This window comes from Rhizobium sp. 05N49 (assembly GCF_056396805.1).
Genome location: NZ_JBFTME010000022.1, coordinates 34,582 through 57,273, shown reverse-complemented (window position 1 = coordinate 57,273; position 22,692 = coordinate 34,582). Strand labels below are relative to the sequence as shown.

The 22,692-nt window shown below is 61.7% G+C and carries 29 protein-coding genes; 17 read left to right on the top strand and 12 right to left on the bottom strand.

The features are described from left to right. The first annotated feature begins 259 nt into the window (after window positions 1–259). Both AC1DF8_RS30275 and AC1DF8_RS30270 read left to right on the top strand, forming a co-directional pair. Window positions 260–643 carry a response regulator gene (locus AC1DF8_RS30275; protein WP_112968356.1) on the top strand — a complete coding sequence of 128 codons (384 nt, stop codon included), beginning with the start codon at window positions 260–262 and terminating at the stop codon, window positions 641–643. Between the two features lie 137 nt (window positions 644–780). Beyond that, entirely contained in the window at window positions 781–1,275 is a 495-nt protein-coding gene (locus AC1DF8_RS30270; RefSeq protein WP_112968355.1) for a sigma-70 family RNA polymerase sigma factor, read from the top strand. On the opposite strand, the gene AC1DF8_RS30265 is transcribed toward AC1DF8_RS30270, so the two are convergent. Next, window positions 1,269–2,033 carry a Crp/Fnr family transcriptional regulator gene (locus tag AC1DF8_RS30265; protein WP_113015681.1) on the bottom strand — a complete coding sequence of 255 codons (765 nt, stop codon included), beginning with the start codon at window positions 2,031–2,033 and terminating at the stop codon, window positions 1,269–1,271. The genes AC1DF8_RS30270 and AC1DF8_RS30265 overlap by 7 nt on opposite strands. Before the next feature lie 228 nt (window positions 2,034–2,261). On the opposite strand from AC1DF8_RS30265, the gene AC1DF8_RS30260 reads away from it, so the two are divergent. From AC1DF8_RS30260 to AC1DF8_RS30215, 10 genes are all read left to right on the top strand, one after another. Further along, window positions 2,262–2,516: a DUF982 domain-containing protein gene (locus AC1DF8_RS30260; RefSeq protein ID WP_478156243.1), complete on the top strand. Its 255-nt coding sequence runs from the start codon at window positions 2,262–2,264 to the stop codon at window positions 2,514–2,516. A 207-nt stretch (window positions 2,517–2,723) separates the two neighbouring features. Then, window positions 2,724–3,113, top strand: a complete 390-nt coding sequence (locus AC1DF8_RS30255; RefSeq protein WP_183846112.1) for a c-type cytochrome — start codon at window positions 2,724–2,726, stop codon at window positions 3,111–3,113. Between the two features lie 143 nt (window positions 3,114–3,256). Beyond that, a complete protein-coding gene (locus tag AC1DF8_RS30250; protein WP_112547578.1) occupies window positions 3,257–4,075 on the top strand; it encodes a cytochrome c oxidase subunit II in 819 nt (272 codons plus the stop codon). A 52-nt stretch (window positions 4,076–4,127) separates the two neighbouring features. Continuing rightward, complete coding sequence (ctaD, locus tag AC1DF8_RS30245; RefSeq protein WP_112547577.1) at window positions 4,128–5,897, top strand: cytochrome c oxidase subunit I; 1,770 nt, start codon at window positions 4,128–4,130, stop codon at window positions 5,895–5,897. Beyond that, window positions 5,894–6,613, top strand: coding sequence for a cytochrome c oxidase subunit 3 (locus AC1DF8_RS30240; protein WP_478156240.1), 720 nt, complete (start codon window positions 5,894–5,896; stop codon window positions 6,611–6,613). Before ctaD ends, AC1DF8_RS30240 begins: the two co-directional genes overlap by 4 nt. A 26-nt stretch (window positions 6,614–6,639) precedes the next feature. Further along, on the top strand, window positions 6,640–7,359 hold the full coding sequence (locus AC1DF8_RS30235) for a heme-copper oxidase subunit III family protein (RefSeq protein WP_113015684.1): 720 nt from the start codon (window positions 6,640–6,642) through the stop codon (window positions 7,357–7,359). Between the two features lie 7 nt (window positions 7,360–7,366). After that, complete coding sequence (locus tag AC1DF8_RS30230; protein ID WP_478156238.1) at window positions 7,367–7,729, top strand: cytochrome C oxidase subunit IV family protein; 363 nt, start codon at window positions 7,367–7,369, stop codon at window positions 7,727–7,729. A 198-nt stretch (window positions 7,730–7,927) separates the two neighbouring features. Next, entirely contained in the window at window positions 7,928–8,164 is a 237-nt protein-coding gene (locus tag AC1DF8_RS30225; protein WP_112547573.1) for a hypothetical protein, read from the top strand. A 7-nt stretch (window positions 8,165–8,171) separates the two neighbouring features. After that, entirely contained in the window at window positions 8,172–8,462 is a 291-nt protein-coding gene (locus tag AC1DF8_RS30220; RefSeq protein ID WP_112547572.1) for a hypothetical protein, read from the top strand. Window positions 8,463–8,555: 93 nt separating this feature from the next. Continuing rightward, complete coding sequence (locus AC1DF8_RS30215; protein ID WP_112968347.1) at window positions 8,556–9,038, top strand: GNAT family N-acetyltransferase; 483 nt, start codon at window positions 8,556–8,558, stop codon at window positions 9,036–9,038. A gap of 31 nt (window positions 9,039–9,069) precedes the next feature. Here the strand turns inward: AC1DF8_RS30215 and AC1DF8_RS30210 are convergent, their stop codons facing one another. The 10 genes from AC1DF8_RS30210 to AC1DF8_RS30165 all read right to left on the bottom strand — a co-directional run bounded on the left by AC1DF8_RS30210 (window position 9,070) and on the right by AC1DF8_RS30165 (window position 17,100). Beyond that, on the bottom strand, window positions 9,070–9,726 hold the full coding sequence (locus tag AC1DF8_RS30210; RefSeq protein ID WP_478156235.1) for an NrsF family protein: 657 nt from the start codon (window positions 9,724–9,726) through the stop codon (window positions 9,070–9,072). Next, window positions 9,726–10,346, bottom strand: a complete 621-nt coding sequence (locus tag AC1DF8_RS30205) for a sigma-70 family RNA polymerase sigma factor (RefSeq protein WP_113147469.1) — start codon at window positions 10,344–10,346, stop codon at window positions 9,726–9,728. The genes AC1DF8_RS30210 and AC1DF8_RS30205 overlap by 1 nt, the downstream gene beginning before the upstream one ends. Next, window positions 10,343–10,846: a DoxX family protein gene (locus tag AC1DF8_RS30200; protein WP_478156233.1), complete on the bottom strand. Its 504-nt coding sequence runs from the start codon at window positions 10,844–10,846 to the stop codon at window positions 10,343–10,345. The genes AC1DF8_RS30205 and AC1DF8_RS30200 overlap by 4 nt, the downstream gene beginning before the upstream one ends. Beyond that, a complete protein-coding gene (locus AC1DF8_RS30195) occupies window positions 10,843–11,643 on the bottom strand; it encodes an HvfC/BufC N-terminal domain-containing protein (protein WP_478156231.1) in 801 nt (266 codons plus the stop codon). Before AC1DF8_RS30195 ends, AC1DF8_RS30200 begins: the two co-directional genes overlap by 4 nt. Beyond that, window positions 11,643–12,617, bottom strand: coding sequence for a hypothetical protein (locus AC1DF8_RS30190; RefSeq protein ID WP_183885057.1), 975 nt, complete (start codon window positions 12,615–12,617; stop codon window positions 11,643–11,645). The genes AC1DF8_RS30195 and AC1DF8_RS30190 overlap by 1 nt, the downstream gene beginning before the upstream one ends. Before the next feature lie 10 nt (window positions 12,618–12,627). Continuing rightward, a complete protein-coding gene (gene bufB / locus AC1DF8_RS30185; protein WP_478156229.1) occupies window positions 12,628–13,515 on the bottom strand; it encodes an MNIO family bufferin maturase in 888 nt (295 codons plus the stop codon). Window positions 13,516–13,671: 156 nt separating this feature from the next. After that, window positions 13,672–14,004: a BufA1 family periplasmic bufferin-type metallophore gene (locus AC1DF8_RS30180; RefSeq protein WP_113015689.1), complete on the bottom strand. Its 333-nt coding sequence runs from the start codon at window positions 14,002–14,004 to the stop codon at window positions 13,672–13,674. Between the two features lie 137 nt (window positions 14,005–14,141). Continuing rightward, a complete protein-coding gene (locus AC1DF8_RS30175) occupies window positions 14,142–14,465 on the bottom strand; it encodes an antibiotic biosynthesis monooxygenase (RefSeq protein WP_112547565.1) in 324 nt (107 codons plus the stop codon). 110 nt (window positions 14,466–14,575) lie between these two features. Then, window positions 14,576–15,982 (bottom strand): DUF5939 domain-containing protein, encoded by a 1,407-nt coding sequence (locus AC1DF8_RS30170; RefSeq protein WP_478156227.1) that lies wholly within the window; start codon window positions 15,980–15,982, stop codon window positions 14,576–14,578. A gap of 173 nt (window positions 15,983–16,155) precedes the next feature. Beyond that, window positions 16,156–17,100: a helix-turn-helix transcriptional regulator gene (locus tag AC1DF8_RS30165; protein WP_478156225.1), complete on the bottom strand. Its 945-nt coding sequence runs from the start codon at window positions 17,098–17,100 to the stop codon at window positions 16,156–16,158. Window positions 17,101–17,659: 559 nt separating this feature from the next. Here AC1DF8_RS30165 and AC1DF8_RS30160 point away from each other — a divergent pair. The 3 genes from AC1DF8_RS30160 (at window position 17,660) to AC1DF8_RS30150 (ending at window position 20,292) form a co-directional block, all read left to right on the top strand. After that, on the top strand, window positions 17,660–18,586 hold the full coding sequence (locus tag AC1DF8_RS30160) for an ABC transporter ATP-binding protein (protein WP_112547562.1): 927 nt from the start codon (window positions 17,660–17,662) through the stop codon (window positions 18,584–18,586). Beyond that, window positions 18,583–19,344, top strand: a complete 762-nt coding sequence (locus tag AC1DF8_RS30155) for an ABC transporter permease (protein WP_112547561.1) — start codon at window positions 18,583–18,585, stop codon at window positions 19,342–19,344. Before AC1DF8_RS30160 ends, AC1DF8_RS30155 begins: the two co-directional genes overlap by 4 nt. A gap of 105 nt (window positions 19,345–19,449) precedes the next feature. Further along, window positions 19,450–20,292, top strand: a complete 843-nt coding sequence (locus AC1DF8_RS30150) for an isocitrate lyase/PEP mutase family protein (protein ID WP_478156222.1) — start codon at window positions 19,450–19,452, stop codon at window positions 20,290–20,292. Window positions 20,293–20,355: 63 nt separating this feature from the next. Here the strand turns inward: AC1DF8_RS30150 and AC1DF8_RS30145 are convergent, their stop codons facing one another. After that, window positions 20,356–20,910: an NUDIX hydrolase gene (locus AC1DF8_RS30145; protein ID WP_478156303.1), complete on the bottom strand. Its 555-nt coding sequence runs from the start codon at window positions 20,908–20,910 to the stop codon at window positions 20,356–20,358. Between the two features lie 114 nt (window positions 20,911–21,024). Here AC1DF8_RS30145 and AC1DF8_RS30140 point away from each other — a divergent pair, with 114 nt between their 5' ends. Next, the gene (locus AC1DF8_RS30140) at window positions 21,025–21,669 is read left to right on the top strand and encodes a DUF47 domain-containing protein (protein WP_183846105.1); all 645 of its coding nucleotides are present in this window, start codon (window positions 21,025–21,027) and stop codon (window positions 21,667–21,669) included. Further along, complete coding sequence (locus AC1DF8_RS30135; protein ID WP_112547558.1) at window positions 21,669–22,673, top strand: inorganic phosphate transporter; 1,005 nt, start codon at window positions 21,669–21,671, stop codon at window positions 22,671–22,673. Before AC1DF8_RS30140 ends, AC1DF8_RS30135 begins: the two co-directional genes overlap by 1 nt. Window positions 22,674–22,692: the final 19 nt, after the last annotated feature.

Below are 22,692 nucleotides of genomic sequence, written 5' to 3'. Positions count from 1 at the left end.
TGGCTTTTAAAACAGGATTTAAGGCGTTGCAGAGCGCGAAACATGGATAAAACTTTTGGAGCGGCGGTACGACCGCTAGATGGCATGGAGAATTTGCCGAAGTCTACAACTTACTGTCGTGACAGCGGCATGTCGCATACTTCTGCCTCGCCCGCAGGCCGGCCCCGGATATCCTCGCATCCTGCCGGAAACCATTAAGGCACTTCGCAGTTAGGAATACTCGGCCTGATCCCGGGGGATGAGGCGACTGCGGGGAAGGATGGAGATCGGCGATCTCGGGCTCATGGCGGGAAAGCATCTGCTCATTGTCGAGAGCGGCGATCTGGTCGCCGACGAAGTGCGGCTTGCGCTGACGCAGGCCGGCGTCGTCATCGTTGGGCCTGCCGCCTCCGTCGAAATCGGCCTTGCGCTGCTCGACATCGTCAGGATCGATGGCGCCATCCTGGATATACGCATCGAAGGCGAAACCGCATTCCCGCTCGCCGAGCGTCTGCAGGACGCAAGAATATCTTTTGTTTTCGCGATGTTTCATGCCGATGCGGATATTGCACCAGAATATGGCGGCTACCGGCTCAACGAGAGCCCCGCCGCACTTGCCGAGATCGGCGAGGCTCTCTTTGCGCCGCGCGCAAACGGCGGCTGAAATCCGGCCTGGCTCGCAGCGGCATCCCATTGTGCGGTAGCGTACAAAGTGGCCCGCTGGCGGAACGAACAGCAGGTTGCCCCCTTTCTCCAGAATAAGAGCCCGCGGGTTCACATCCGGGGCCAGGGAGCCAGGACATGCAAGATTCCCACGAAATGCTTCAACAAGAGATGGTCGCCCATATTCCGGCGCTGAGAGCATTTGCCCGCACCTTTTACCGATCGTCCGGGGATGCCGACGATCTCGTACAGGAAACGCTCGTCAGGGCGCTTGGCAGCATCGGCCAGTTCAAACAGGGCACCAAGATGAAATCCTGGCTGTTCACGATCATGCGCAACGCCTTCTGCACGCGCTTTCGCCTCAGGCAGCGCGAGACGCTGGGCTCGGAAGAATGCGCCTCCTCGCAAGGCAGCGTGCCGGCCGACCAGGAATGGCACCTGCGTGGCCACGAACTGGAGGCTGCCTGCGGACACCTGCCGGAGCCTTATCGCGCCGCCTTCGCCTTCGTCTTCGTGGATGGGCGCTCCTATGAAGAAGCCGCGGACCATTTCCATTGCCCGATCGGCACTATCAAGAGCCGGGTGAACCGCGCCCGCCGACGCATTGCGCATGATATCGGCTATTATCAATAGGCCTGATTATCGCCGGCCTGGACTTTCGCGAGAGCCTGCGGCTGTCTGAGCTCGCCGATCAGCCGGCGATATTCCTGCTCGGCGCGACCGTAGGAATCGCCGGCGAATTCCTCGAGGCCTGCCCGGTCGCGGACGGTGACTAAGCTGCGCTCCGACCAGATCAGCTGCCTGCCTTCCAGATCATGCAGGGCGGTGGTTATGCTGGCGCGCCTGACGGACAGCATGAGAGCCAGGAATTCGTGCGTCAGGCCGATGTGGTCGCCGTCGATACGGTCGTGGCACATCAGTATCCAGCGCGCCAGCCGTGCCTCGATGGAGTGATTGGCGTTGGCAAGCGAAGTGAAAGCCGCCTGTACTATGAATGTCTGGACATAACGGTTCAGGAGCCTGCGCAGAGATGGCACGGCCCTCAGGGCCTCCTGCAGCGGCTCTACGGCGATGCGCGAACCATGGCCTTCCACCTGCACGAAAATGTCGAAGGTCGCGTGCGTGCTGTCGAGGATCGGCGCCAGCGGCACGATGCCTTCGCGCCCGACGATGCCGACCTCGCTTGATCGTTCGGCCACCGATCGCGCGACGATCGACGCGATGCCGTCCTCGATGAAATAACAATGTTTCAGCTGATGGCCCGAGGTCGAAAGCGCATAGCCACGCGGCAGGGCAAGCGGTTCCAGGTAAGGTGTGAGATGCCGTGTCGCCTCCTCGTCCATTCTTCCGCGCAATATATTATCGCCGGCTGCATAGATGGCCCTGTCCATGATCTTCCCCTTCGTCGTGCACCAGACTCGATACGACGGCCGAAGTTCCCGATTAGCGCCGATTTTCGCAGGAGTTGTGTCGGCAGTCGAGCTCCATGCAGCCTATGCGCACCGATGTTTCAGGCTTGTCACCAAATGGTGATCTTTCCTGGAATGCCGGGGCGGGAACTTTATTCGGGTCCCCGTGTTGGGCGCGAACGATCGATCCGGGGCAGCGCCGCTATTCACATGTCAGACTGGACCACACCCCTTTATATCCGGCTTCCGGACCAGGAGAGCCTTATCACCGTTCGCGGGACGGGGCATGCAGCAGCGCTTCTTGCCGACAAATGGCCTGTCACCCACGGCCCGGCCTTCGAGCACGCGCTGGCCTCCTTCGCGGCGGTCTCGGAAGGCCATCTCTTGCCCGACGAGGCGCGGGAAGCCTTCGTCGACGCGGCGGATGCTGCTGGCGTCGGCTGGCTGAGCTATCACGAGGCCTGAACCTTTCCTTCCCCGGCAGCTATCGAACATCCGAGCCGGCAGCAGGTTCCCGTCCGCCGCGTCCATCCGTCGCCCGCGCCGGAACTGCGGCGCCGATTGACTTGTTCCCGCGAAGGATTAAGCTTTGAGGCATCGCAACCACCATCCGCGCGAATGCCAGCGGAGGGTGCGAGTGGCGGGGCAACCTTGAGGAGGATGAGGTTTGCCGTGGATTACCGTGTTATTCTGCTGATCTGTGCATCCGTGATTGCCCTTTCGCCCGGCAGCGCCGGGGCGCAGGAGGGCGATGCGACAGCGGGTGCCGTTGTTTTCAAGAAATGCGCGACCTGTCATATCGTCGATTCCGATACGAACAAGGTCGGCCCGTCGCTCAACAAATTGTTCGGCCGACCGGCCGGAACGCATCCCAATTTCGCCTATTCGCCTTCGATGAAGGCCGCCGGTGAGGGCGGTCTCGTCTGGGACGAGGCGACCCTACGCGACTACCTGCACAATCCGAAAGCAAAGGTGAAGGGCACGAAAATGGCCTTCGTCGGCGTCAAGGACGACCAGGAGATCACCAATCTCATCGCTTATCTCAAGCAATATTCCCAGTGACGGATCATAATCCAAATGCCGGGTGGTGGCTGACGGCACATGCCTAAATTGCCGTAATTGCAGATATTTTCCAGTTATGCGATAATAAAAACGGACTTTTGCGGAATACGGTTTCACGGTCGACTGCTCAGGGAGGAGCGGAAATGGCTGTTGTGCTGATCCTTGTCCTTGTTGTCGTCGGCTCCGTGCTGTTCCATGTGCTGAGCCCGTGGTGGTGGACGCCGATCGCGTCCAACTGGAGCTATATCGACAGCACGCTCGTCATCACCTTCTGGATCACCGGCATCGTCTTCGTCGCGGTGATTTCCTTCATGGCCTATTGCGTCTTCCGCTTCCGGCACAAGCCAGGCAACCGGGCGCATTACGAGCCCGAGAACCGCAGGCTGGAAGTGCTGCTTGCCTCGGGAACGGCTGTCGGGGTCGCCGCCATGCTGGCGCCCGGCCTGATCGTCTGGAAACAGTTCATCACCGTGCCGCCCGATGCCGCATCGGTGGAAGTGGTCAGCCAGCAATGGCTGTGGAGCTTCCGCCTGCCTGGCGCGGACGGGAAACTCGGGCGCGCCGAGACGCGTGACGTGACCCCCGAAAACCCGCTCGGCCTCGACAAGAACGATGCAAGCGGCCTCGACGACATCATCATCGAGGGCGGCGAGCTGCACCTGCCCATCGGCAAGCCGGTGCACATATTGCTGCGCTCGGTCGATGTGCTCCACGATTTCTATGTGCCGGAATTCCGCGCCAAGATGGACATGATCCCCGGCATGGTCACCTATTTCTGGCTCACGCCGACACGCACGGGAACCTTCGAGATTCTCTGTGCCGAACTCTGCGGCGTCGGCCATCCGCAGATGCGCGGAACCGTCATCGTCGACAGTGACGCGGACTACCAGACCTGGCTTGGTCAGCAGCAGACGTTCACCCAGCTTACCGCATCGTCGGGAGAACCGCCGCCATCAAACTGAGGCGGCGGATGACGGCCGGAGGCCGCATCGGGAAAGGAAGGGAAGAGAGATCATGGTCGAGATTCCATCCGGCAGCATCCCATCCGCCGAAGTCGAGGATGTCGAGCTTTATCATCCGCACAGCTGGTGGACGAAATATGTGTTCAGCCAGGATGCGAAGATCATCGCCGTGCAATATTCGATCACCGCCATCTCGATCGGCATGGTGGCGCTGGTGCTCTCCTGGCTGATGCGGATCCAGCTCGCCTTTCCCGGCGCTCTCTCTTTCATCGATGCCGATCATTATTACCAGTTCATCACCATGCACGGCATGATCATGGTGATCTATCTGCTCACCGCGCTCTTCCTCGGCGGTTTCGGCAATTACCTCATTCCGCTGATGGTCGGCGCGCGCGACATGGTATTTCCATACGCGAACATGCTGAGCTACTGGATCTATCTGCTTGCGGTGCTGATCCTGGTCGCCGGCTTCTTCGCGCCCGGCGGCCCGACGGGGGCGGGCTGGACGCTTTATCCGCCGCAATCCGTCCTGTCGGGCACGCCCGGCGGCAAGGATTGGGGCATCCTCTTGATGCTCAGCTCGCTGATCGTCTTCATCATCGGCTTCACCATGGGCGGCCTGAACTATGTGGTGACGGTGCTGCAGGGGCGGGCACGCGGCATGACGCTGATGCGCATGCCGCTCACCGTCTGGGGCATCTTCACCGCGACCGTCATGGCGCTCCTGGCCTTTCCGGCCCTCTTCGTCGCCTGCGTGATGATGATGTTCGACCGCGTGCTCGGCACCAGCTTCTTCATGCCCGCCATCGTCGAGATGGGCGAGCAGCTGAAACATGGCGGCGGAAGCCCGATCCTGTTCCAGCACCTGTTCTGGTTCTTCGGGCATCCGGAGGTCTATATCGTCGCGCTGCCGGCCTTCGGCATCGTTTCGGACCTGATCAGCACGCATGCGCGCAAGAACATATTCGGCTACCGCATGATGGTCTGGGCGATCGTCATCATCGGAGCCTTGAGCTTCGTCGTCTGGGCGCACCACATGTATGTCAGCGGCATGAACCCGGCCTTCGGCTTCTTCTTCGCCACCACGACTCTGATCATCGCCGTTCCAACGGCGATCAAGGTCTATAACTGGGTGCTGACGCTCTGGCGCGGCGACATCCACCTGACGCTGCCGATGCTCTTTGCGCTCGCGTTCATCGTCACCTTCGTCAATGGCGGCCTGACGGGCCTTTTCCTCGGCAATGTCGTCGTCGACGTACCGCTGTCGGATACGATGTTCGTCGTCGCGCATTTCCACATGGTCATGGGTGTGGCGCCGATCCTCGTCATCTTCGGGGCGATCTATCACTGGTATCCGAAGGTGACGGGACGCATGCTGAACGAGACTCTCGGCCAGATCCATTTCTGGATCACCTTCCTCGGCACTTATGCGATCTTCTTCCCGATGCATTATCTCGGCCTGCTCGGCGTGCCGCGCCGCTATTTCGAGATGGGGGAGACGGCCTTCGTTCCGCCCTCGGCCCATACGCTGAACGTCTTCATAACGGTGATGGCGCTGATCGTCGGGGCGGCACAGATCGTCTTCCTGTTCAACCTGGTCTGGAGCCTTTTCCGGGGCAGGGAGGCGGGCGGCAATCCGTGGCGGGCGACGACGCTCGAATGGCAGACGCCGCAGACCCCGCCGGCGCATGGGAACTGGGGCAAGGATCTGCCTGTCGTCTACCGCTGGGCTTATGATTACAGCGTGCCGGGAGCGGCGGAGGATTTCATTCCGCAGAATGTGCCGGCAAGCGGCGGCGTCACACGGGAGGTTCCGGCATGAACGTCATGCTGATCTTCCTTGCCGCGGTGGCCGCCATCATCATCTGGTGGCTTTCCGGGCAGCGGCTGACCTCGAAGCCCTGGCTCGAAACGGGGTCTGTGCAGCTGCCGGCACATGACGATACCGGCCGGCAGCAGTCACCGGTGCCGGCGGTCAAGCTCGGCCTCTTCGTGTTCCTCGGCGTCGTCGGCGCGCTCTTCAGTCTCGCCGTCAGCGCCTATTTCATGCGCATGGCGTCGTCCGACTGGTGGGGAATGCCTGTTCCGCGGCTGCTCTGGATCAATACCGCAGCGCTCGCGCTCAGCAGTTTGGCGCTGCAATGGGCCAAACGTGAAGCGCAGCATGGGCGCATGGAAAGCCTGCGGCCGGCGCTCGTGACCGGGCTTGCGCTTGCGGTCTTCTTTCTGATCGGGCAGATCCAGGCATGGCGGGAGCTGACCGCAGCCGGCTATGTGCTGACCGACAATCCCGCCAACAGCTTCTTCTACATGCTGACCGGCCTGCACGGCCTGCATATTCTCGGCGGGCTTGCCGTGCTCGCACATACGACGGTCAGAGCATTTTCAGCCAAGGTTCAACCCGACAGGCTGCAGCTCAGCGTCGATCTCTCGGCCATCTATTCGCATTTCATGCTCGCCGTCTGGCTTTTGCTTTTCGCGCTCTTTGCCGGCTGGGCGAATGACTTCGTCGATCTCTGCCGCACATTGCTTAACTAGAACCAGAGGCTGCTCAGGAGGTGCAGATGGCACAGACTATCGGGACACACGACGAAACAAGCCTCAGACCATCAGGCCTGCGCGGCGTCGCGGCCGATTTCAGCTCGGACCAGCGCGCCTTCAAGACCGCCTCCTGGGGCAAGGCGATGATGTGGATCTTTCTGCTCAGCGATACTTTCGTCTTCGGCTGTTTCCTGATCGCCTACATGACCGCCCGCATGTCTACCCCTGTGGCCTGGCCCAATCCGAGCGAGGTCTTCGCGCTGCATATCGGTGGCGAGGACGTTCCGCTGATCCTGATCGCGATCATGACTTTCGTGCTGATCTCGAGCAGCGGCACCATGGCGATGGCGGTCAATTTCGGCTATCGCCGCGAACGCGGGAGGACGGCGGCGCTGATGCTGCTGACGGCGCTTCTCGGGGCAACCTTCGTCAGCATGCAGGCCTTCGAATGGACGAAGCTGATCACCGAAGGTGTGCGCCCCTGGGAAAACCCATGGGGGGCGGCGCAGTTCGGATCGACCTTCTTCATGATCACGGGCTTTCACGGCACGCATGTCACCATCGGCGTCATCTTCCTCCTCATCATTGCCCGCAAGGTCTGGCGGGGTGATTTCGATGTGGAGCGGCGCGGTTTCTTCACCAGCCGGAAAGGTCGCTACGAGGCCGTCGAGATCATGGGCCTCTACTGGCACTTCGTCGACCTGGTCTGGGTCTTCATCTTCGCGTTTTTCTATCTGTGGTGAGGTCGTCATGAGCGAGACAACGGCACATGCGCAAAGCCCGACGGTACAGGCACAGGAACACGGACAGCAGCACCCGATCCGGCTCTATCTGGTGGTCTGGGGCCTGCTGTTCGTGCTCAGCGCCTTTTCCTACATGGTCGATTATCTCGGCATCCAGGGCCATCTCAGGTGGACGCTGATCCTGCTCTTCATGATGCTGAAGGCGGGGCTCATCGTCGCCGTCTTCATGCACATGGCCTGGGAACGGTTGGCGCTGGTCTACGCCATCCTGCTGCCGCCGCTGCTGGTGCTTGTCTTCGTGACGCTGATGGTTTCGGAAGCGGACTATACGATCTTCACCCGGCTCGCCTTCTTTGGCGCCGGGCAGTAGGGGCCCGGGAAAGGGAAACGCAGAAAGTTTCAATGCGTTTGTTTTTCCTTCCGAGGCGCTTGCGGGCTGGCTTGCAACCCGTGATTCCGGCCCTGGGGAGCGGTCTCGAGGAATATTTTTGCGTCCTGTTTTTTGTGTGGAACTCTCTGCCACCTCGCGCGTTTGGCAGCATCTTTATGGAGCGATCGGGAGGAGATCATGCAACCGAAGATCGGAACGGATGCCCCTGCGGACCGCTGGATCGGTGCCGTGGAGCTTGCGATCGTGCAGAAGGCTTTCGACAGACTTTGCGCGGAACGCGGCTTGTCGCGCGACTGCACAGAGGCACGTGAACTCGCGCGTGTGACAATCGACCTTTACCGGCAGGGTGCCGACAGCGAATACAAGCTGCACACCTCGCTGTCAGGCTCCGATTTCAAGACACCGGCCCTGTGAGCGGCCGATGAGCAATGTCGTGACATTCCCGCGCCGGAACCTGAGGTCGCACCACCCATACTATGTCGGCTCGGCGAGGCAGGTGGAAGGGCGGATCGCGATATTGGAGACGATCGCGAAGATCACCGTGCGCGACAGCGCGTTCACGCCCTATGAACAGGCGGCCCTGCTGGCGAAGCTGAGGACCGCCATCCGCGCGGAATGCGTCGCGCATAAGCTGTCGCCGGACGAGCAGTTCGAAACGATGCGTTATGCCGAGCGTCTTCTCGACGATATCCTCGACAGCATCCACGACTGAGGCATCTGCCGTCACGTTTTCTTGTTCCGCCGCAGCCCTGCAGGCACCATGCCGCAGTTGCGGAGCATCATCTGCTCATGCCAACATCCGGCCATGTTGATCCGACCTGCCAGAGCGGAAGACCGCAGCGCTATATGGACGATCCTGGAACCTGTCATCCGGGCAGGCGAAACCTATACGCTCGACCGCGACATGAGCGAGGCCGATGCGCTCGACTACTGGCTCGACCCCGGCAAGGAAACCTTCGTCGCCGATGACGGCGGCAGCATTATCGGCACCTATTACATCAGGTCCAATCAGGCGGGCGGCGGCAACCATGTCTGCAACTGCGGATATATGACGGCACCCGCGGCGGCGGGGCAGGGTGTGGCGCGCATCATGCACCAGCATTCGCTTGCCCATGCACGCCAGCGCGGCTTCCGGGCCATGCAGTTCAATTTCGTCGTCAGTTCCAACGAGCGGGCAGTACGGCTGTGGCAGTCTCTCGACTTTCAGGTGGTCGGCCGGCTGCCCGGGGCGTTCCGGCATCCGACCCTTGGCTTTGTCGACGCGCTCGTCATGTACCGGGATCTTTGACGAGGGGCGCGCTTTACACGTCAGCCTTTGATCAGGGAAGCGTGCGCCTGCCGCGCCGCGACGCGTTGCGCCCGACAAACGCGGCGATCGCCACGAAGAGCACTGCAGTGCCGAGATTCCAGCCGAGCACCATTATCGTTGCGTCCAGCGGATGAAACATGGCGAGCGCCGAGGATGTGATACCCGAGACGGCGAGGCTGCCAATGAGCGCGACGGAGACCGGCCGCAGGAAGGCGACATAGCGCAGCATAATCAGCATCAACAATGTGAGCGGAATGCTGGTGACCACTAGCGTCAGCAGGCAGCCGGACGCGGCTTCCACGGTAACGGCGCCCGGTGGCAGCGCCACCCAGCCGGCAAAACACTGATAGCCGATATTGGCCATCCAGAGGACGAGGGTTGGGAGTGGCAGCAGCATCCATCGGCGCGATTTATCAGGAAGGCTGACCATGAAGGTGGCGATGGCGGCGAGAATGCCCGTGGCGAGCGATGACAGCATGCCCGTCAGGAAAACGATATCGGTCATGCGCTCGGCAAATTGCGGCCGCAGGCCATGGATCATGGTCAGGATGCCCATCAGCACGAAGGCGAGTGCAAGCCAGAGGGCGGCGCGCAGCAGCGGCGGCCGCAGTCGTTTGACCGGGCTGACATTGTCGGCGAGAGAACGGATAAGATCGGCGGTCTCCATTACGGCTCACCACGATCAAGCAGGATCTTGCGCAGGCTCTTCAGCGCCCGGTGCGTCGCGACCTTCAGCGACGTGATCGACATTCCGCTTTCGCTCGCAGCCTCCTTCAGCGACATTTCCTTCAGTTTCAGCATGTTGATCGCCTGCTGCTGGGCCGGCGGCAGGTCGCTGATTGCGCCTTCGAGATGAATCCGGTTGGCAGCTTCCTCGATATTGTCGCTGGTGGCAACAGCGTCATGTTCGCTCGAAAGCGGAAATTCATGGGCGCGCTGGCGGCCCTGCCGGCGCAGCCGGTCGAAGGCGCGGCGGTTGGCGATGCCGACGAGCCAGGGGCCGAAGGGCCGGGTCGGATCATAGGTTTCGCGGATCGAATGGAGGGTCAGCAGGATATCCTGAACCGTATCCTCGACGTCTCTCGGATCGCGATGATAGCGCACCGCCAGCGAGCGCAGATAGGGCGTGATCTCCTGCAGCAGGCGAAGATAGGCGGCGCCATCACCATCCTGGGCACGGGCCATCAGGATCGTCCAGTCGAGATCGCGGTGGCGTGTGCTCCTGATGTCGGAGCCCGCCGGCCGGGAGGAGACGAGTTTCAGCCGGTCGCCGCGCTCCTCGCTCATGCAGGCGCGCGCCTTTCGCGCAGGCGGGCAAACAGGCGTGACACGAGATAGTCGAGCGACAGAGGTCCGGGGCCGAGTGCGATGACTGCGAGCGCAAGGGCTGCCCAGTAGAGGTGAAAATTCACCCAACCGTCCGGAAAGACCAGCTGGATCACTCCGGTCATCATCAGGAGCGCAAGGCCGACGAGGCGCGTGGCGAGACCGGCTAGCAGCAGGACCGGCAGCACGATCTCCGCACAACCGACGAGAAAGGCGACCGTATCGGGGGCTGGGAAACCAAAGAGATTGCCAAGGATGTGCAGCTTGAACTGCTCCTCGAAGAGGAATTGGGTGCCGATCGAGAGCTGCAGGAATCCATCCCAGCGGGTCAGTCCCGAACGCAGGAAGGGCAGGGCAAGCGCGATGCGCGCAACCGGCGGCGCGACGGCGATGCCGATCAGGCCGACGATGTCGAGAAGCCGCAGGTAAAGTGCTGTGGGCGTAAAGCTCTTGTCCGTCATGCGCTGCCGTTCCCGGATGTGATGGCAAAGGTGGTGAAGGCGCTGGCCGCCATCAGGCCGGAAAGGCATGTCGGCAGATCGAAACGGGGGCTGTCGCCCAGCGCCTGTTTCATGGCGTCGATCATCGTCCGTCCCTTGCCGAGAGCGGTGATGAAAACGGCGGCGCCCGGCGGCAGCGCGCGCGCTTCGACATCTGGACCGGGGCGAAGGAGCAGGGTGTCTTCGCCGCCTGCCGATATATCCACTTCCGCCGGCTCGCCATTGGCGATGTTCATCTGCCAGATCGTCAGCGCCGGGAAGGAGGAGCGCACGATGCGCAACGACGGATGCAGCGTCACGCGCATATATGCCAGGTCGCCCGCCCTGATCCGCGTGAAGGCGGCGCTCCCGATCGGTTCGGCCTCGGCTGCATGATAGGCCTCGGCCCAGGCCCGCTCGATGCGCGCCACATCGGCAAGGTAGGGCAGACTTGCAGCCGGTTCGAAGGTTTCGATGAAATCGGCAAAGCCGCGGCCATAGTCGAGCATGATCGGCGAGGCCGGCGGATCGAGCGCCACATAGATGCGTCCCATGGCGAGGAAGAATTCCTCGCCGACGATGCGCGCCACGGCCGGAAACGCATCCTTCAACGTTGCCGTCAGGCCGGCGACCACATTGTTGCGATAGACGTTGAAGCGCTTCAGGCTGGGCCGGCCGTCTGGCCCGACCAGACCTTCGGGCAGGGGCTGCGCGGGGTCCAGAAGAGCAGCGGCAAAATCATGCTGGCGTTTGGCGGTCGAAGGTGTCGTCGGCATCATCAGGTCCCCCGTGTGACGACATTGCGCCAGAGCCGGCGCAGGTTATCGAGACCGCCGGCGGTGGAGCTCCAGAGCGTGGCGTCGGCGATGAGGAGATCGCCGCCGAAAAGGCCGGAACGGGATTGCAGCATCGCATCGAARGTGGAGCGGCCATCCCGCGTGAAGCGATGCGAGGGAGCATCAGGATCTATCTTCTGGCAGGCGATCACATCGAGCTTGTCAACCGCTTCGCGGAGCCGCTCGAAATGCGGCAAATGCGGATGAAGGTTGAAGCTCGTCACGCCCGCAAGCAGCCCATGTCGGTCGAGATCATGCTCGACTGCAATCGGGCTCGGCGATCCATCCGGTTCGCTTGCCGGGTGGAGGCCGAAGCGGTTTTCGACGGGCAGACCGAGGCCGGAGAGAAGCGAGCGGGCAAAGCCGCCGAAGCGCTGCTGCGGCGGAATGGTGCGGTCGCCATGATGCAGGAAATGTTCCGTCTGGATTTCGGTGCGGTCAGCCGCCGCTGCATCTTCGACATTGCCGATATCGTGATGCGGACAGATGAAGAGCATGTTGCCGGGCTTCGAAAGAAAGGTTGCGACCGCCTCGATCTCGCTGCTGTCGGCCCGCTGGCCTGTGCGCTGGGAATCGAAGGAAATGACGATGACCGTGTCGGCACTTTCGAGAATCCGGGCGTCGAGCCTGACGGTCACGCCTTCCTCGCCGCCGCGTTGCATTTCCAGCACTGCATGGCCGGTCTCGGCCTCTGCCTGCTCGACGAAGGCCTCGAAATTCCTGCGCAGGATTTCGTCGAGAAAGCCGGCGATGCCCTGGTCGAAACGCTCGGGGTCGGAAAGCTCCTCATAGTGCGGATAGAGGATACGGCGGCTTTCGAAGAGGGCCGGGAAGCGGTTTTCGATAATGCCCAAGGGCGCTTCGATTTCCCGCGAGCGGTCCCAGGCGTAGTAGACAGCAACTCGGTGGCCGGTCATGGATCAACCCTCATTCGGCGGCCGAGCGTATCTCTCCGGATGCGGCCTCACGCATCAGGGCTTCGGCGCGGGCTGCTTCACCGGCCAGAACCGGCCACTCCGGAAGGTCGGCATCCCATTCGATCAGTGTCGCCACCGGCCCGATGCGGGAGAGCACATGGGCGTAAAGATCCCAGACGATGGTATCGACGGGGCGGTCATGGGTATCGATCAGCAGCGGCCGGTTTTCCTCGTCGGCTTCACGCGCATGGCCGGCCAGATGGATTTCTCCGACATGATGCAGCGGGTAGGCATCGATATAGGCGATGGGGTCCCAAAGCTGGTTTGTGGAGGCGACATAGACATTGTTGACATCGAGCAACAGGCCGCAGCCCGTGCGACGCACGATCTCGGCAATGAAATCGATCTCCGACCAGGTACTTTCGGCAAAGGCCAGGTAGGTCGAAGGGTTTTCGAGCAGCATCTGCCGGCCGAGCACCTGTTGTACCTCGTCTATGTGGCCGGCGACGCGAGAGAGTGTCTCATTCGTATAGGGCAGCGGCAGGAGATCGTTGAGGAAGCCGGCATCATGCGATGACCAGGCAAGATGCTCGGAAAAGAGTGCGGGCCGATAGCGCTCGTTCAGCGCCTTCAGCCGCGAAAGATGCTTCCTGTCGAGCGCCCGGTCGGCGCCGATCGACAGGCCGACGCCGTGCAGCGACAGCGGATAATGTTCGCGCACGGCGGCGAGATAACGATGCGGCGGGCCGCCTTCGCCCATGTAGTTTTCCGCATGCACCTCGAAGAAACCGATATCGGGCAAGGTCTCGATGATATGGCGGTAATGCTCTGCCTTGAGGCCGATACCGGCGCGGGGCGGTATCTCTCTGTCAGGGAAGGCAAGGTCTGGATTTTGCATGGGGCACCTGGCATCGGTCTGGATGGGACCGACCCGCGTTGAAGCGGGCCGGTCTTTTCGGGAGGCAAGTCTTCGGAGGATGTCGGTCCTCGGGGCAGTGTTCCGGCGGGCGGTCATCCGGTTCTGCCCGAGCAGGCCTCCCGGATCGGCGTCGGATCAGACCTTGGGAGTGAGGCTGCCGGCGCCCTTCGGCGTTGACATCGTCGTGCAGGTGCCCTTCGGAACGAGCTTGAAGGCATTGCCCTGATAATCGACGGTGCTCGTGCCTGCGCAGGTCGTGCCGGCGCCGGCATAGCAATCGTTCTGGCCCTTCAGCGCCGTGCCGAAGCAGGGCTCGACCTTGCCGGATTTGACCAGGGCCGTGTGTTCCGCCTGAATCTTCTTCTGCGCGTCGGTGAATTCTTCCGCACCGGCCGGCAGGGTCGAGAGGGCGCCGATGGCGCTGGCGAAGGCGCCGACGACAAGCGTGGACAACATGCGATTGGACATTGTTATTCTCCGGTTTTCGATGATGGACAGAGGACTGTTCAGTCGTCTGGGCGGTGTGACCCGCCTGTCTTGAAGTTCGCTCTGGCGGCAGAAAGGTTACCTGTGCCGAGCGGCTGTTCTGATCCGCGCCAGGATGCTCACATTTTGCCTTTGCCAGAGGCGAGTTTGCGTGCAACGACCGTTGCCGGATGGATGGAGGGCGGCTCGGCAAGCAGCGGCGGCACGCTCGCAAGGATCAGCTTTGCTGCTTGCCCGCTCATATGCGCATCGCGGCTTTCAGGATCAGCGAAGAGATCGACGAGGAAGATCAGGTCGGGATCGGCCTCGGAGCGCAGCACGAGCCATGTCGTCGTGCCGGCCTCGGTTTCGACATGCGGCAGCGCGTCTGCAATCAGGCGCGCAAGCTCTTCTCCGCTTCCGCTCCTGGCGCGGAACGGAATGACGGCGGCAAGTTCGTTCATCGTAGATTCCCCTCAGTAGCCCGTCCGAGCCATTAAGGGTGAAAAATCCGGGTCAGTATTGAAGGGTGTTGCGGTTTCTGGTGCCGGCTTGCTGCCGCCTGACGTTCAGTTCAGGCGGGAATGCCGTAGACCGGTATTTCGCCGCTGAGCCCCCGTAGAAAAGCGGTTGTGCCGTGCAGGCTGCGACCACGCGCGGCAAGCAATGTGCGCGCTTCCTCATCCTCGACCACCGGTGTCGTTGCAAAGATCATGTCCGGGGTGGCGATCGTCTGCAGGCGCGATGCCAGATTGACCGTCTGACCAAAATAATCCTGCCGCTCGTTCATCAGCACGGCAAGGCACGGGCCGCTGTGCAGGCCGACCTTCAGGAACAGGTCGTCGCGACTGTCGCGCCGGTTGAGTTCATCGATCACCTTGCGGATGTCGAGTGCGGCGGCCACGCCCTGCGCCGGGGTTGGAAAGGTTGCCATGATCGCATCGCCGATGGTCTTGACCACCGCGCCGCCATGGGCGGAGACGACCTGATGCATGAGCTGGAAATGCGATCGTACCAGATCGAAAGCGGCAAGGTCGCCGATCCGCTCATAGAGTTCGGTCGATCCCTTCAGGTCGGTGAACAGGAAGGTCAGGCTGGTGATCCTGAAGCGCTGGTTGAGATCAAGAACATTGGTCCGGTAGATATCCCGGAAAGTCTGGTGCGTGAGCAGCCGCTTGGCGGTCAGGACGGGCATGCGGCGCGTCAGGATCGCTTCCAGCGTCTTGCCGGCGATCCAGAGGATCGGCATTGTCCTCCGGTTCGTCCGGTTTTCGAGATCGAGCATCAGGGGGCCCGGTGCCACCCGCAGCGTTTCGCCGGCCTGGTGCGCATCGTCGAGCTCGATCGACAGGCGCTGGCCTTCGGCCGGATCGCCGCTCACTTCCAGGAATCGCGAGCTGTGCGTCACGGGATCGAAGAGGATCGCCACGCCCTCGTGCATCTGAACCTGGCGGCCCATGCGCGCACCCGGCGCAATCTCGAACGCGTCGAGGACGACCTCGCTGACGATGGGCGCAAGATGCTCTGGCAGATCGCTGCCTGAACTCCAGAAAATCTGTCGCGTATAGTCCCAGAGCGGCAGGCTATCGGGATCGTGGGCGGCGATGTGGCGGATGCGCGGATCGACCGTGAAGGTGATCTCCACGGTCTCGTCGAGCGTCGGTTCGCAATCGAGCGCACAGAAGGAACAATTATAGTGGTGCTGGTCGATGCCCTGCAGCGACTCCGCCTGATAAAGCACGCCGCCGCAGCTTTGGCAGACCACGTTCCAGGAAAGTTCGAAAAGGCCGTGCTGGGTGGCATGCAGGAAGGCGGCGATGCTCTCCTGCTCGCCGAGCCCGTTCGTGCGCGCAAAGGCCAGCGGATTGACACGGTTCAGGCCAAAATCCGGCGCTTCCTCAATAAGGCGCGCCATCGCGGCGGCAACGGTTTCTTCGACATGCTGGCGCACGGCCATGACGCGGTTGGCTATATCAGGCATCGCTCATCCTATCAGAATGCGGCCCGAAAAGCGGGGCCGAGAAGAACAACAATAGGTCGGCAATGGCAGGCAGGCGACCCGTTTATTTTTCGCCTTAAGGTAACCTTTCGTGCGCTGGAGCGAAACACGGACCGAACGTCCAGACGGCCGCATGCTGCAAGCAAAGTAGAGTCCTAGTTCGGCGGGCGCCGCCGCAGCCGACGTCCGTGCTCGCGCGCAAAAGCAGCGGGCGTGCCGCCCGTCAGGCGGTGGAAACGCCGGGTGAAATGGCTCTGGTCCGAATAGCCGGTCGCAAGGGCCACTTCCGCCAGCGACGTATCGGTTTCGGCAATCAGCGTCCGGGCGCGCTCGATCCGGCGCTGCTCGACGAAGCCGATCGGGCTGACGCCGGTACTTTGCTTGAAAAGCCGGGCGAAGTGAAAGCGGCTGACATTGACGAGGGCGGCCAGTTCCGCAAGCCCGATCATCCGGTCGAGGTTGTCCTCGACATAGCTGGTGATGCGCTCGATCTCGGCCTTGCCGAGGCCGGGCAGCGTACGGCGCTCCGCAATGCCAAAGGCGTTATAGGCCCGCAGGAGATGCGCGGCGAGGGCGGCGGAGACCTGATCGACGATCAGCGCCTGGGCAGGATGGGCCTGCTGTTCCAGTTCGGCGAGCAGTACGAGCGCCATATGCTCGATCAACCTGTCGCGGGTTTCGAATATATTCCTGATTTCAACGCCTGCCGCCGCGCGCGACCCAAGTTCCTCGCCAGCCGCGGCGACCAGTCGGGCCGGAACCCGCAGCCGCGCCGATGTCGGCGCGCGGCCCTCCCAGGTCGATACGCAGCCCGCCGGCATCAAAAGCGACATGCCGGCCGAAATCGTGGCCTCATGGACCACGCCATCGCGCCGCTGAACCAGCCGGGCGCGGCCGGAGGGGCAATAGGAAATCAGATGGTGATCGAGAGCCGGATAGGTCTGTGAACAATCGAGCCGCGGCCGATAGAGATCGACCGTCACTCCGCTCCATCCCCGGTCCCGTGTCGTCGCCAGCGGCCTTCGCGGCTTGATGTCGACGATCTCTTCGATGGAGACGAGCTTTTGTCCTGACGGCGAAATGGTGTGCAGCTCGTTCATGACGGTTCGGCCAATCCAGGTTGCGCTGGGGTCAGGGTAGAGGTTTTTGGCGGCGGGTTGAAGTGTCCTGCTACCAGAAATGCAGGCGGCAGACGGGCAGGGCGCTGTGGGCCGGAGACCTTTTTTCGCGGATCGGTTCTCGTCTGCTGAAAAAAAGAAAGCCGGCCCAAGGCCGGCTTAGACGAACGCGGCTAAACAGGGGATACTGAGCCGGTTCCTTGCATTTCGTGACTGACAATAATTTTCACTGCAATGCCGAGGGCAGCAAAGGCGTAACGAGATCGCCATGAGGGCGGCTCCGCAAAGGGGTGGGCGGCGGGCGGAGACCGGTGCTGTCCTCGGGCTTCCTTATGAAGGACGAACATCACCGCTTGATGACATGGGCCTCCGGCAGACGATTTTCTTTTGATCGTCCGATCTGCGCTGTGGATGGGCGTCCCGGCATTGTCGGCGGATAGGCTGATGGTGTGAATTCAGTGTTCGGCCCGCCCGGGATGTCAAACTTWCACAAAGGGGCTATATAGCGGCCGAAATCGCACGAAATCCGCAAAGAGCCCCTATGGCACCGATCATTTCCGTCCAAAATCTTACCAAGACCTATGCAAATGGCTTCCAGGCGCTAAAGGGCATCAATCTCGAAATCGAGCGCGGCGAAATCCTGGCGCTGCTTGGGCCGAATGGGGCGGGCAAGACGACGCTGATCTCGATCATCTGCGGCATCGCCAATCCGAGCGGCGGCACGGTCGTGGTCGACGGACATGATGTGGTCAAGGATTTCCGCGCCACGCGCACCCTGATCGGCCTGGTGCCGCAGGAACTGACCACCGACCAGTTCGAGACGGTGTGGAATACGGTCAGCTTTTCGCGCGGGCTGCACGGCAAGAAGGCCAATCCGGCCCATATCGAGAAGGTGCTGCGCGACCTGTCCCTCTGGGACAAGAAAGACAATACGCTGCGCCAGCTCTCGGGCGGCATGAAGCGGCGCGTGCTGATCGCCAAGGCGCTGTCGCACGAGCCCTCCATCCTCTTCCTCGACGAGCCGACGGCGGGCGTCGACGTGACGCTGCGCAAGGACATGTGGCATGTCGTCGAGCAGTTGCGCGCCTCGGGCGTCACCATCATCCTCACGACGCACTATATCGAAGAGGCCGAGGAGATTGCCGATCGCGTCGGCGTCATCAACGGCGGCGAGTTGCTACTCGTGGAAGACAAGCAGGCGCTGATGGCCAAGCTTGGCCGAAAGCAGCTGATCCTCGAACTCAACGACCCGCTTGAGGAGCTCCCCGATTGCTTTGCCGGCAACGGCTTGTCGATCGAGGCCGAGGGCAATCGCCTCGTCTACGAGTTCGACACCCGCAACGAGCACGAGAGCGTGGCGTCACTTCTGACGCGGCTTGGCCAGAACAACATCCATTTCCGGGATCTCTCGACGCGGCAAAGCTCGCTCGAAGACATATTCGTATCGCTGGTAGGAGCCGCAAAATGAACTTCGAGGCGATCAAGTCGATCTATTATTTCGAGATGTCGCGCACGCGGCGCACGCTGCTGCAGAGCGTCATTTCGCCCGTCATTTCCACCTCGCTCTATTTCATCGTCTTCGGCGCTGCCGTCGGCTCGCGCATCCAGGAGGTTGAGGGCGTCTCCTACGGTGCCTTCATCACGCCCGGCCTTATCATGCTGACGCTGCTCGGCCAGTGCATCGGCAACGGCTCATTCGGCATCTATTTCCCGAAATTCACCGGTACGATCTACGAGATTCTCTCGGCACCCGTCGCGATGACGGAAATATTGATCGGCTATGTCGGGGCGGCGGCGACCAAGGGCCTGATCATCGGCGTCATCATCCTCTTGACCGCCAATCTCTTCGTCGACGTCCGCATCGAGCACCCGTTCATGATGGTGCTGTTCTTCCTGCTGACGGCAATCAGTTTCAGCCTGTTCGGCTTCATGATCGGCATCTGGGCGACGAATTTCGAGCAGCTGAACCTCATCCCCATGCTGGTCGTGCCACCGCTGACCTTCCTCGGCGGCAGCTTCTACTCGATCAACATGCTGCCGCCCTTCTGGCAGGCGGTGAGCCATTTCAACCCGGTGCTCTACCTGGTCAGTGGCTTCAGGTGGAGTTTTTACGGGATTGCGGATGTGAACCCGCTGGTCAGCCTCGGGATGATCTCGCTGTTTCTGGTGGTTTGCCTGAGCACGCTCGGGTGGATCTTCAAGACCGGGTACAGGCTGCGGAACTGACCGGGGAGCGCCGTCCGCAAAATCCGCAGAGGCGGAACAAAGTTGTTCACATTTTGTTCGCGACTGTTAGTCTGACCTCGCTGTTACATGCGGAGGAGGAGAGTCGTGGCGGAGCAACAGACAAAGTTTGAGCGGTTCAAGGCGCTGCATCATCGGGATGAGGCATTTATCATTCCGAACCCATGGGATGCCGGCTCGGCGCGGATCCTGACAGGCCTTGGTTTCGAGGCTCTGGCGACGACCAGCGCTGGCTATGCCTTTTCGAAGGGCAAGCGGGATTCCTTTGCGAGCCTGACGCGCGGCGAGATCCTCGACAATGCCGCTGAGATCGTCGAGGCGAGCGATCTTCCCGTATCCGCCGATCTCGAGGACGGGTTCGGCGCAGCACCTGAGATCTGCGCCGAAACGATCCGGCTGGCCACTGCGGCGGGGCTGGTCGGCGGATCGATCGAAGATGCCACCGGCGATCCGGCAAGGCCGATCTATGATCTCTCGCACGCCGTCGAGCGGGTCCAGGCGGCGGCTGAAGCGGCGCGGAAACTGCCTTTCCTGCTGACGGCGAGGGCAGAGAATTTTCTCTGGGAGCGGCCCGATCTCGATGACACGATCAAGCGGCTGCATGCCTTCTCGGCAGCAGGCGCCGATGTGCTCTACGCACCAGGACTGCCCGATATCGACGCCATCCGAACCGTCTGCGCTGCCGTGGACAAGCCGGTCAATGTGGTAATGGGGCTGAAGGGGCCGCGCTATAGCGTTGCCGAACTCTCGGCGGCGGGCGTGCGCCGGGTGAGCGTGGGCGGATCCTTTGCTCGCGCGGCGCTCGGCGCACTACTGCGGGCGGCCGAGGAGGTGAAATCATCGGGGACCTTTGACTATGCGGCCGAGGCGATCCCGGCGGCCACGCTCAGCCGACTCATGTCGCAGGAGAAGCGGGGCGACCGGGAGTAGGGCTGGATCGGTGGTATCTCATTGCGGATCGATAAGGGCTGACAAAATCCGGATGTCTGCCGGTCAGCCCTTCTTCTTGCCCTGCCGCTTGCCGTACCGCGGGCGGAAATCGACAAGCAAAGACTTCAGTTCCAGTTCGCGTACGCGTCGGGCCGCTTCATCCGGGCTCACCCAGTCCAGCACGCGCTGGCCGACCTCGCGGAACTGCCCCTGCGTGCGGTCTACCTCGATCTGAAAGATATCGACGATGCAGGGAACAACGTCGCCGTCGTCCAGTTCCTTGAGATAGGTGTAGCGACCGACCGGCTTTTTGCTGACCGTCCCGCGCACGCCGGCTTCCTCCCAGGCCTCGATGGCGGCCGCCTCATCCGGCTTCTTCTTTTTCATCGGCCAGCCCTTGGGAATGATCCAGCGGCCGCTGTCGCGGGTGGTGACCACGAGGACTTCGATTTCGCGATGATCGCTTTCGGGATCGTTGTTTCGATAACGGAAGCAGAGAGCGCCATATTGCTGGCGAAAGGCGCCGGAGAAAAGCTTCTCGGGCCTTTCGGCAAGTTGCTTCAGTAGCGGCTTTGGGGTGGCGGCGCGAGGTTTTGCGCCTTTTTTGCTGGATTTCATGACATCAAGCATTGTCAATTTCTGCATTTTCGATCAATTGCCTGCGACGTTTTATGACAGATTTGTGACAGTCTCTTGTGACTGCCATGTCCGCTTCAGGAAGGATCGCCCGAGATGATGAGCGTGTTTCGCAAGATGATGCCGCGGGAGGACCGCTTCTTCGACATGTTCTGCCGGCATTCGGAAACGGTCGTCGCTGCCGCCCATGCGATGGAAAGGCTGCTGAAAGGCGAGGCGGTTCAGGAAAATTGCGATCGGATCATCGCGCTCGAGGACCAGGCCGACGACATCACCCGCGAAGTGCTTGTGGCCGTCAGGCGCAGCTTCATCACACCCTTCGATCGCGGCGATATCAAGGACCTGATCCAGTCCATGGACGATGCCATCGACATGATGCACAAGACGGTGAAGATCATCCGCCTGTTCGAGCGGACGAGTTTCGACCCGCTGATGCAGGACATGGGCGGGGAGATCGTCAAGGCGGCGGCCCTGATGGCGGAGGCGATCCCGCTTCTCAACAAGATGGGCGCCAATGCGCAGCGGCTTGCCGTCATCGCCGAGGAGATCACCCGGGTCGAGGGGCGTTCCGACGAGCTGCATGACGAGGGGCTGAAAGACCTCTATCGCCGGCATGGGGCCAGCGGCAATGCCATGGCCTACATGATCGGCAGCGAGATCTATTCCAATCTGGAAAAGATCGTGGACCGGTTCGAGGACGTGGCCAATGAAATCAGCGGCGTCGTCATCGAGAACGTCTGATGGAAGCCTCTCTCTCCCTTCCGCTGCTGATCGGGCTCATCGGTGTCGCGCTGTTCTTCGATTTCCTGAACGGCTTGCATGACGCGGCAAACTCGATTGCGACCATCGTCTCCACCCGGGTCCTCAGGCCGCAATATGCCGTCGGCTGGGCGGCCTTCTTCAATTTCATCGCCTTCCTGTTCTTCGGCCTTCATGTCGCCGAAACGCTGGGCACCGGCATCATCGATCCGGCCATCGTTTCCCCGCAGGTGATCTTTGCGGCGCTGATGGGGGCGATCGTCTGGAACATCGTCACCTGGCTGTTCGGCATTCCTTCTTCCTCCTCGCATGCACTGGTCGGCGGGCTCGTCGGGGCAGGGTGGGCGAAGGTCGGCTTCAGCTCCATCGTCTGGAGCGGCCTGTTGAAGACGGTTGGCGCTATCTTCATGTCGCCGGCGATCGGCTTCCTGCTGGCGCTGTTCTTCGTCCTCGTCGTCTCCTGGCTCTTCGTGCGCCAGACACCGTTTGCCGTCGATCGCACCTTCCGCTTCATGCAGTTCGTCTCCGCATCGCTCTATTCGCTCGGCCATGGCGGCAACGACGCGCAGAAGACGATGGGCATCATCGCCGTTCTTCTCTTCAGCCAGGGTCAGCTTGGCCCGAGCTTCCATGTGCCGCTCTGGGTGGTCATTTCCTGCCAGTCGGCGATGGCGCTCGGCACGCTCTTCGGCGGCTGGCGGATCGTGCATACGATGGGCTCGAAGATCACAAGGCTCAATCCGATGCAGGGTTTCTGCGCCGAGACCGGCGGCGCGCTGACGCTGTTTGCGGCGACCTGGCTCGGCATTCCCGTGTCGACGACGCATACGATCACCGGCGCGATCATCGGAGTGGGAGCAGCGCGGCGTCTTTCGGCCGTGCGCTGGGGTGTGGCCGGCAATATCGTCATCGCCTGGGTCATCACAATGCCGGCTGCCGCTGCCATCGCTGCCGCCTGCTATGGAATTGCAAGCCTGTTTGCCTGAGGTCAACAGCCGCCGGATG